The sequence below is a fragment of the Loktanella sp. DJP18 genome, assembly GCF_049310965.1.
GTDB lineage: Bacteria > Pseudomonadota > Alphaproteobacteria > Rhodobacterales > Rhodobacteraceae > Loktanella.
The window spans coordinates 1-9,489 of sequence record NZ_JBMERN010000133.1 but is presented as its reverse complement, the minus strand read 5'-3'; the positions used below and the strand labels follow the sequence as shown (position 1 = coordinate 9,489).

The 9,489-nt window shown below is 54.2% G+C and carries 9 protein-coding genes; 3 read left to right on the top strand and 6 right to left on the bottom strand.

Annotation, left to right across the window (positions count from 1 at the left end):
* Both ACOI1H_RS21410 and ACOI1H_RS21405 read right to left on the bottom strand, forming a co-directional pair.
* Positions 1-406, bottom strand: a 406-nt coding sequence (locus ACOI1H_RS21410; RefSeq protein WP_422440022.1) for a hypothetical protein, incomplete at its 3' end; no start/stop codon positions are given.
* A complete protein-coding gene (locus tag ACOI1H_RS21405; RefSeq protein WP_422440021.1) occupies positions 375-710 on the bottom strand; it encodes a methanogen output domain 1-containing protein in 336 nt (111 codons plus the stop codon). The genes ACOI1H_RS21410 and ACOI1H_RS21405, both read right to left, overlap by 32 nt.
* 1,083 nt (positions 711-1,793) lie before the next feature.
* Between ACOI1H_RS21405 and ACOI1H_RS21400 the strand changes: the two genes are divergently transcribed.
* Positions 1,794-2,807 (top strand): leishmanolysin-related zinc metalloendopeptidase, encoded by a 1,014-nt coding sequence (locus tag ACOI1H_RS21400; protein WP_422440019.1) that lies wholly within the window; start codon positions 1,794-1,796, stop codon positions 2,805-2,807.
* A gap of 178 nt (positions 2,808-2,985) precedes the next feature.
* Here ACOI1H_RS21400 and ACOI1H_RS21395 read toward each other — a convergent pair whose 3' ends face one another.
* A complete protein-coding gene (locus ACOI1H_RS21395) occupies positions 2,986-3,474 on the bottom strand; it encodes a hypothetical protein (protein WP_422440018.1) in 489 nt (162 codons plus the stop codon).
* Positions 3,475-3,681: 207 nt separating this feature from the next.
* Positions 3,682-4,173 carry a gamma-glutamylcyclotransferase gene (locus ACOI1H_RS21390; RefSeq protein ID WP_422440024.1) on the bottom strand — a complete coding sequence of 164 codons (492 nt, stop codon included), beginning with the start codon at positions 4,171-4,173 and terminating at the stop codon, positions 3,682-3,684.
* On the opposite strand from ACOI1H_RS21390, the gene ACOI1H_RS21385 reads away from it, so the two are divergent.
* Positions 4,165-4,404, top strand: a complete 240-nt coding sequence (locus tag ACOI1H_RS21385) for a hypothetical protein (RefSeq protein ID WP_422440026.1) — start codon at positions 4,165-4,167, stop codon at positions 4,402-4,404. The genes ACOI1H_RS21390 and ACOI1H_RS21385 overlap by 9 nt on opposite strands.
* Before the next feature lie 676 nt (positions 4,405-5,080).
* Entirely contained in the window at positions 5,081-7,474 is a 2,394-nt protein-coding gene (locus tag ACOI1H_RS21380) for a hypothetical protein (RefSeq protein ID WP_422440017.1), read from the top strand.
* Positions 7,475-7,497: 23 nt separating this feature from the next.
* On the opposite strand, the gene ACOI1H_RS21375 is transcribed toward ACOI1H_RS21380, so the two are convergent.
* Positions 7,498-8,268 (bottom strand): hypothetical protein, encoded by a 771-nt coding sequence (locus ACOI1H_RS21375; protein WP_422440016.1) that lies wholly within the window; start codon positions 8,266-8,268, stop codon positions 7,498-7,500.
* Positions 8,269-8,812: 544 nt separating this feature from the next.
* Entirely contained in the window at positions 8,813-9,448 is a 636-nt protein-coding gene (locus tag ACOI1H_RS21370) for a hypothetical protein (protein ID WP_422440015.1), read from the bottom strand.
* Between the last annotated feature and the right edge of the window lie 41 nt (positions 9,449-9,489).

Below are 9,489 nucleotides of genomic sequence, written 5' to 3'. Positions count from 1 at the left end.
CGATCTCCTTAATGCGCCTTTTCAGCATGTCGAAGCGGCCATCCGAGTTTGGCATAAGCCTGATAATCAGCATGTTCTCATCGCAGCCGGGCCACTGTGTTCTTGCCGATGCCGCGCGATAACGAACCACGTCCACGCCTTGAGTCATTTTCAACGAACCCAGATGGGGTGATGTCGATTTACTCGCCTGGCGCAAGTGTCCCAGAACGTCTTCACGGTCGCCGGCTGAGATATCAATCAAGCTGGAGGCTTTACCAAATGCCTTCATTGCAGAGGAATTCATCCCTCGGATCTCGCCTTTGAAATCAACGAGAAATGCAGGTTCTGTCAGAAACTCCAGATTGATGACGCCTTGGCGCAACTCCATATCGCAATCAGCTTTCCATACTGAAGTATTCCCGCGCATTTTCCTCCACCTCGCTTGAAGGCTTGAGGTGAACGACCACGCGACATCCCGGATCGCCAACCGCGATCGCTTCATTTATCTCAACCCGTGCATAACCGAGATTTTGCGCCGTGATAGATCCGAAGACATTGGACGTCATCATGCACAGGGATGGCCGCCCTTCCACGAATTTTCCAAACGGACACCTACTGTTCCCGAGAATGATCCTGTCTTCACGTTCCTCGATGACGTAGAAATCGCCTTGAATCCGACTTTTGAGGCCCACCAGAACATCACGCACCTGATCCTTGGAAAGTCTGTCCACGGCCAGCGCCTTGCGAAATGACGTGTCCAGTTGCTCGCCGATTGCACCCCCCCACAACGCTGATGTAACCGGCAGCCTCTTCCAGACCGACAACGCTCTCGAGCGTCCCGGCAAGTTCTCTCAACAGAGATCTCAGGAAAACATCGCGATCCAGGCCGATGTCGGCCTCCTCGACGGTAAGCGCACGTTCTGGAATAGGTTTGTTCATTTTGACCTCGTATGCTGTGGTCAGTATTATACGATGCCGCGTCACCCTTCCACAGTTTTTCGCTCAAAATGCACCAACCCATTTCAGGATGTAACTTAGAAACATTTCCTCTTTGGGGAAGTTGAGACGCGTTCACGATCATCGACCTTGCCGTGCAAAATTTTTTGGACCCCCTCTCCGAACGCCGGGTGTGAGGGTTGCATGCGCCTCAAGTTGTAGTTGAGGCTCTAGGCTTCGAACAGATGGCTGGGCTTTCGGCACCCCGGTCGGCATCGGGCGGGAGGATGATCGGCCCACTTTGCCGCAGCTTTACGCCATAAAAAAAGGACGCTAGATCTTGGCCTGAGCGAACGGAGCCGGCCGAAATCATCAGCGTTGCGTGTCACCAACATGATCTGCACTTCGACCGCATGGCCTGTCAGCAAGGCAGGTGTTGAGGATTTTCGGCACCGTCCTTTCGTGACGGAGAGCTTCCCACTCAGAACACCTGCGAGAAATACTTTCTTGGCCCGCCAGCGGGGCAGCACAACGATAATGCGACGCTATGAAATTGCAGCGCAAATGCTCCTCATCGTATGATCAAGGCCCTTTCGGACAAATGACCAACCTTGCGGTCACAGTTTAACCGGACGTCCCGATGGTGGCCCTCCGCTATCGATGATGATGTTGGCAGATTAGCCCTGGATGTCGCATAACCAGCTGCTCACAACGGATCATCTTGAGGTATCGCTTTTACTTAGGCGTCGTTGTGCCGAGATGCTAGAATCGCGATCAGTATCCACGGTAATATTCTTAGCATTTTATGCTTTGTTGCCTCAACATCGGACCCATTTTCTGCCTGGAGATTTTCTCCGGATCTTACACAAGGCAGAAAAATGAAGAAGAAAATGAAGATCGATGTTGCCGCCGAGAACGCATCAGCGATCAATGAGGCCAAGCATTCGTTTGGCCATATCGAAATGAAGGGTGCCGGAAACCACAAGGTCTTCGAACATCAAGATGCACCTTCCAAGGCAAACGGACCTATGTTCGGCGACATCTCATCGGACCTTGACGGGCTTGGAAAGCCTGCGTTCAAGGGGGGTGATGCTGGTGCTGCTGGTGGCGGCCGGGGCAAGCCCATCAAGAGCACCGTTCCGACTGAGCCGGTTGTCGACGAAACGCCGACAACCCCGTCAGAACCTGCGCCTGCGCCAACTCCGGCGAAGGCTGACTACGTGAGCGGTCTGGACACCCCTGATGGTTTCAATATCGAACTCATGTTTGTGGGCGCTTGGTCGGACGCAGCGAAGGCACAAGCCTACGCCGCTGCCGAGAACATCAGCAATACCGTGATCGGTGACTTGCCTTCTTACAACGGCATTGACGACATTCGGATCACCCTGACATCGGCAGCAATCGATGGGGCCGGCGGAACCTGGGGAAAGGGTGGATACGATGCGTTGCGGCTCGACACCAAGCTTGCGGCGACGGGCCATGTGACGATCGATTCCGCCGACATCACTCAAGCCATGAACCTCGGCTTGCTTGACGATTTGTTGCAGCACGAAATGCTGCATGCGATGGGTTTCGGGACTGCATGGCAAACCATGGGTCTTGTCGATAACTACAATGGCGACCTTCGCTTCAATGGAGAAAATGCCACTCTTGTCTACAACGCACTGTTCCAGGCGATTGCTTCCAAGGATACCCTTTCAGATAAGGGCGTGCCGATTGAGACAGATGGTGGGTCCGGAGCGGCTGGAAAGCACTGGGACGAAGCTACTTTCGGCAACGAGCTCATGTCGACGCAACTGAACTATTCGAACAACATGTCATCTCTGACTTTGGCTGCGTTGGAGGATATGGGCTATCAAACGACATTCGCAGACAGCTTTTTGTTTGCCTAAGTCGGATCAGGATACCCGTCGACGATAACCAAAACAGATCTCGTGACTTTTGGAGATCTTCCTGCTTTACAACCGCGGGCGACAGGAAACTGTCGCCCGATTTTGTTTAATAAGTCCGACCGGTGAATCATCAATATAGTTGTTAGACGCCAATGGGTCCTACATACCGTCTCGGCAACTATTGAATATCAAGAATCAACCCAGCAGCATTCTTTTTTGCAAATTTTGGCAGCGCATTAGGACCCATATTCCAGACGCTTCCACCGTTTTCGTCACGGATGATACAAGCCAAAACGTCGTATTGAGAGTTGATAGTTCCAGAGTTGGAATATGTTTTGTCGCAGTAGGCGGGTGCGGAATAAACCTGATAATCACTCGGAGGTCTTTTTCCAGCAGCGTCTCGAACGGTAATGATTGGATAATCACCAGCAGGGTAAAACCGCTGTATCGTCTGCTCCATGCAATGGATATTTCCACCGCCGGTGGCAGGGTAAGGCTGCGATGTTTGGTTCAAACAGCTTACGGCAGCATTCTTGGGTTCGCCTGATGAGAGTGTGTATGAAAGCAACATGATTACACCGAACACCCCCAATAAAACTAATAAAAGGGAGTTACCACTTCCTTGTGAATTAGATCCATTTCCGTAGCTGGTAGGATTATTACTCATACTAACCTCCAAAAAGTTTTAATCTAAAGTTTGATCATACGTTCCCAGAGTTCATATCTTTTAGGCACCCATCAGCACTGCTCCGCGGTAGATCATTTGTGATATATTGCTTTGATGGTGGATCAGAGTCGAGAGAATATTGCTCTGCTGTTCTGCACGTTCCGATCAACCGTGAGACATGAACATTCAAATCTGAAACAGGCTGTTTTAGATGCGTCTTCCTACACGGTGCCGCCACGCGTCCACGACTGGGTATATCGATGGATCAGCTTGGCGGCAGCGCGACTTAATTGGGCACGTCCTGTCGTCGAAAACGGGAGTGTCCCACCCATCGGTTGTCGCGAAAAAATCAGCAACGCCACCTTCGCCGAACTGCTCCATGTAGCCCTCAACGACGATATCCAGATAGGTGAGGGCGATCCCGTGTCGCAGATCAAGAACCTCAGTCACATCTGATCTCATCATATACATATTGATCGCAGTCGCGTTCTGTGACGTCTGGCAGCACTGCGTAACATCGTGCCGATCATACCCTGCCTCTCTGTTGTCAAGGGCTGTCCAGTCAGCGCCGGGGACAGCGGCAATCAGGCCTTTAACGACGTCACACGTCGAGGCCGGCCGAATGGATAGAGCAACGAAATTATGAGGAGCTGTATACTGCCAGACACGACGCCAACCTGCCAGACGTGCATGATGCATATCAGCATAGTGGTGCGTCCACCTATTGACGAGACTGCCGTATCCAAAGAAAAACTGGGTTTGTGTCATGCGGAGGAGATGGTGCTGCTGGTGGTTGGTGGAGCCAGAATCCATGCTGCGAGCTTCACTTTAACGATGCGGCGACCTGTCATGTGGATAGCCATTTTCTGGCATTGCGTCGTCCGCAGTTCAGCATGTCGGCTTCGTTCCATCGCCACCGTTTTGCGTTGATCTACCTCGATATGTATGCATTCAGCATGGCGCCGCAGCAATGTCCACTTTCGCATCAGGTGTCGGTGTCGTCGTGACGGTTTTAGCCTTGCGCAGTCAAGTGCAGGCCTCTCATCAGGTTCAGTAGCGTTTGGTTGAAGCACGTTGGCGTGCCGAGCTTTTCGAGAGGATGAGGGAGGGTTCGATTTCTACTTTTGGGTGAGTTGGGATTTCGTGGTGTTTCCGGAGCGGTGTTTGCTAACCTGTCCTGCGCTCGACAGTTACGTGTCGCTGCGCATTTAGATCTCACTTCTAAGCGGTATTTCGGAGCCTTTCGTTAGTCGATGGAGAAACGCCTTGCTTGCGCGCACTAAGCGATCTCTCTGCGAGGTCCGGATGGATTTCCGATTCAGCCGAAACATACGCATTTCCTGCGAAGTCATTCTTCGAGGTTCCAATGCGAAAATCCAGCACACGTCTTTTCTTGATGACATCGGTGGCAATTGTAATTTCTTCGATGGCAGGTGTAGGCTGGCGGATTGGGATGCACCTATCATGGTTTCCGGCAGACATCTCTCGATATGAGGAGGATGTGTTGCGGGGCCTGCCTGTTGTGCAGCCGGTGCGTTATCTCTCAGAACGTATCTCAACCCGGATTAGTCAAACGGGCACTGGTCCCGTGACTGGGGCCATTATCATGAGCGAGGCCCTGGGAGCTTACCGTGATCTCGATGCGAAATATGGTCAGGCGGCGGCCGTTATCGGATCGGCTGATGTTTACGCCGCGTGGGATGCCGTCGGCGCGCGGCTTTGGCTCGATGGGTTCGATGATCTCGCGGATATTGAAGAGCCGTTGGAATTACTCGGTCGTGCGGAAATTGAAGATATCGCGGCGTTACGCCATAGAACCGACAATCTGATCGCCATGAAGCTGTCGAAACCTCCGACCACCCAGGGTGATGCTGACAGCGGCTTCTGGGAGCGCCCTTACGGTGCACAGGACGGAGATGCCGCATCTGGTGGATATCCATTCTCCCGCACTCTGGATCTCCCGCAGGTTCCACGTGCGCCGCGCCCTGGCGACGCCATCGATGATCTTGACCTTGTGCAGGTGCGGCTCGCTAGCCGCATCAAGACAAGGTCCCAGATCGCGAACTCGATATGGTGGCAGGGGTCTGACGGCTTTGAGAAGAACGCAGTGTCGGGAGGTTTCAATCCAACCGACTTGTGGCAGAGCATCGCTTTCTCTCATGCCGGGCAGAGCATGGCGCCGCAAGACTTTACCCGGCTGGCATCTGGTCTGGCCGATGTACTGCGCGACGCGGCTATCGCCACCTGGAGGGTCAAGTATCGCGATTGGAGCGCACGCCCCAACATGCGGGTCGGTAAGATTGGCAATGCGATCGGCAACCCTCCATTCCCGGGCTATGTCAGCGGTCATGCCACGATGGCTGCCGCAGCGGCTATGTTTCTCGCCCATGAAGATCCGCGCAATGCCCGTGCTTATCGTCGATTGGCCGATGACAGTCAAAAATCACGCGTCTGGGGCGGCGTCCACATGATGAGCGACAACGACGCTGGTATGGCGCTCGGTAGGGCCGTGGCGCGCACGCACCTCGGATTGACGCCTGATCAGCCTCAATGGTGGGGGAGCAATGCGCCGATGCTTGATGCATGGCTACTGGAGCAGACAGAAGATGCTCTCGATACAACGGAGACCGCGTGGGCATGGCTGCGTGGCACATTGTTCGGCTCATTGTCGTTTCATGAAGTAACTGCCGATTTGCCCGACACCTTGACCCGGAAATTCCCAGTCGAAGTTCACGACGTCTATGCGGGATCTATCGCGATGGCCGATCTCGACGGTGATGGCCTGAAAGAGGCGCTGGTTTCCGGGCGCGATGAGATCTCGCTTTATGATAATACCTCCGGCAAAGGCGTTCTCGCATGGAAGCTGATGTGGCGGCTGACACCAGAGGATGTGTCGGGGGCGTATTTTACTCATGGCCGTGACAAGGCTGTGGACGGCATCCTCGCTTTTGGTCAAAAAGTGCCCCTGTTTTATGCACGCCGTCCTGATGGGGATTTTGATCTGAATGGCGTTGCTGCCGAAGGACTTCCATCTGAAGACTTCTCTGGGTATGGGATTATCTTTCTCGACGCAGATGGCGACGGGGACGAAGACGCTTTACTCGTGCAATCAACTTTTGATCATGTTGTCCATCCGACGATCCTGTTGAGTCGGACCGACAACGGTTTTGTCTACGTGGAGAGTATCGATATCGAGTCTGGCTCAGCATCGGCTGGGGGTTACATGGATATCAACGATGACGGCGTGCCTGACCAGGTCCTGATCAAGGACTATGGGCTAGTTCAGGTCATTGACGGTACGACGGGTGAGTTATTACCCTTGGCACCCGAGATCGAGAATATCGTTTTCGGCATGTCTTTCACGCCGATCCGGGTGGATGGTCGTGCTGCATTTCATGTCACCAACATTTTCGATGGCCCGGATTGGCCGTATGGTGACCCGGAGCGGCCGCATGAAATCGAGGCCGACCTGCTTATCGCCTGGGATGAACAGAAAGGGCAGCTCGTCGACATTGCAAAGGGGAAGTTGCAATACGGTGGGGGTGAGTGGAGTTGGGGTTCGGCCGCAGGCGACCTCAATGGAGACGGGCTCGAGGATCTTGTCGTCGTAAATGGTTTTCTCGACGACAGCCCTTATGGTTGCAACGTACGCATCTTTCTCCAGCAGCCCGGCGGTAAATTTGAGCCGCAGGATCGCGTTCTCAATTTTGGTCTGGGTGACCTGTCGCCGCGCAGTGTCGCGCTGGATGATCTCGACGGAGACGGCGATCTCGACATCATTGTGAATGCATCCCAGCAAGTGCGCGTCTGGGAGAACATGTCGCAGATCACGCCTAAGACCGGGCCGATCCAGGCGAGCGAAACGCGAGGCTACCTAACACAGATTGTATCGCCCGTTGATCGCATCGCGGAACCCTTGCCCACCATTCTTCGCCCGGTCAATGCGGGGCCAGTCCAGGTCCATGCTGTGCCGCCTGAGATGCGCTACAGGCACGACTGATATCGTGCCCGGCTTTTGTCTGGCTACTTGTGCATGACCTTGCCGATAAAGGCCGCCGAAATTTTGTCGAGGGGGACGTTATTCTCGTCAAAGAACTTCGCGGCAATATCAGGATATCGGTCGTCAGCGCCAGTCAGCGCGACGCGCTGCACAGTTGCTCCAGAACTACCCAGCATGGAGAGCGCGTCATCGATGACAGTAAAATCGCGGCCAGGCCCGACGTTGCCAGCGCCAAGTGCTGAGGGCGTGCCGTCATGAACAGAAAGGACAAAAAGTCCGGTTGCATCTCCGCATGTGAAAGCTGTGTCGAACCCTTCGAAATCAATCGCCACGATACCGCGGATCTGACCTGGGTTATCGCAGGCGAATTGAAAGGCCCGGCTGGCTGCCGATCCGAAGCCGACAATGAACGCGTTTCTCGGATCGACGAATCCATCCGTGATCGAACGGCTCATCATTTTCACGAAGAGCTGATCTTGAGTAGGGACGCCGTTGCCACCGCTTCCTGCAATCGCCGCTCCAACGAAGACGATCTTGAAACCTTGCTCCTGTGAATATTCCCACAGTCGGAAACGTGCAGCGATATCAGCACCCGATACGGCTGCATCGTCAAAAACGAAGACTGCTGGCGTCGCGGCTGCGCCTGACAAGTCGAGTTCGGAAGGTGTGTAGAAGGTCATGTTACGGCTCATGACGGCTTCATTGTGCCACAGATCGGCAGAAGCGATATTGGCGATAAATATGAGCCCCAAAGCCCCCAGGACGGGCATCGATAGCGCCTTGAGTCTTTTCATGATGTCCGTCTCCGGTTGCGTGGACGTCGCAAAGGCAATTAACCTTCGCTTTCGCATTGAATTTAGACGCGGATGATGCTTCCGACAAATATATGACTGAAAGGCAGTGTGCGTTCCGTGCCGTTGGCTGTGCCCGCTGTAGGCCTTAGACCAGCGAATGGCTCAGATTCCCGCGAAGCAGACTGCCGCCGCTGGTCTTTGCGACCATTTCAATCTTTCCGGGCTGATCTGCCGCAAAAGGCCCAGTCAATGGCAGCGGCTGCGGTGAAGGCGATCGTGTGAACCAAGGCTTCTGCTGGCACTCCCCCTCCGCGGCTGAAGAGAAATGCATGCCCGACGATTGCAGCTAAGGAGGGGGAGGGTCTATCACGGTGATCGCTATGAACACCGCATAGAACTCTCTCTTTTATTCGTAGGATAGTTTCATGTGATTATCGTTGGGTAGGTCCTCGAGTGCGCTCAGGAAGGATGTTGGAACGCTGAGATTCTTTTAAAGATGCGGGCGCGGGCTGTCTAAGCGCTTATATTCCCGGGCGCGGCGAAGTCAGTGAACAGACCCTCCGGCAACGACATGCCGGATCTGCGCGCGGATCGGGTCACCAGGCTTTGGGAAGCGCGTCTCCTGTGCAGCAAAGACAGAGGATCTGTCAACATTTGAGGGCAGGGTGGCGAGTGCTGCGGAGAAGATCAGAGAGACGCGCCGCAGAACCTCAGGGTGGAAGTATTCCATCTTCTGGGATGTATAGCGACCGAGGAAGCCGGACGTCAGGATGGAGCTCACTGAGACTTCGTATCCCCATTGCACTTCTCCGTCGCTCGCGACAGACATCTCGAGGTTTGCAGTGCGAATACTCTGAAACAGCGCCCGTCCTTCTTCCTCTTCCAGCATGAACATGCAGGCGAGAAGGATGTCCGAGACTTCGCCCAGGGCCTTTCGCAACGCCATGCCAGCCTGGCTTTGATCATCCATGAGCTCTGCTGTGGGCTGAATGATCACGACGGTGGGTTCTGCCTTGGAAAAGCGGAGCTCACTTGTCAAACGTGTGTCATAAATCCCGGTCTGCCTGACCACCGTGAACATCATATCTTCAATGGCATCTGCACGTTGTTGCGCCGGCATTGCGGCGAGCGTGGCGGCCTCAGCCTCAAACACCTTTGCCATTTCTTCGGTCAGATCCATGATATCTCCTTTTTCTACTCGGGAAGGCACCCCCCCGATCC

Bases quoted from the DNA above. Each gene is read 5' to 3' on its own strand.
- ACOI1H_RS21400 (WP_422440019.1), top strand. From the start codon at position 1,794: ATGAAGAAGAAAATGAAGATCGATGTTGCCGCCGAGAACGCATCAGCG.
- ACOI1H_RS21395 (WP_422440018.1), bottom strand. From the start codon at position 3,474: ATGAGTAATAATCCTACCAGCTACGGAAATGGATCTAATTCACAAGGA.
- ACOI1H_RS21385 (WP_422440026.1), top strand. From the start codon at position 4,165: ATGATGCATATCAGCATAGTGGTGCGTCCACCTATTGACGAGACTGCC.
- ACOI1H_RS21390 (WP_422440024.1), bottom strand. From the start codon at position 4,173: ATGCATCATGCACGTCTGGCAGGTTGGCGTCGTGTCTGGCAGTATACA.
- ACOI1H_RS21380 (WP_422440017.1), top strand. From the start codon at position 5,081: ATGAGCGAGGCCCTGGGAGCTTACCGTGATCTCGATGCGAAATATGGT.
- ACOI1H_RS21375 (WP_422440016.1), bottom strand. From the start codon at position 8,268: ATGAAAAGACTCAAGGCGCTATCGATGCCCGTCCTGGGGGCTTTGGGG.
- ACOI1H_RS21370 (WP_422440015.1), bottom strand. From the start codon at position 9,448: ATGGATCTGACCGAAGAAATGGCAAAGGTGTTTGAGGCTGAGGCCGCC.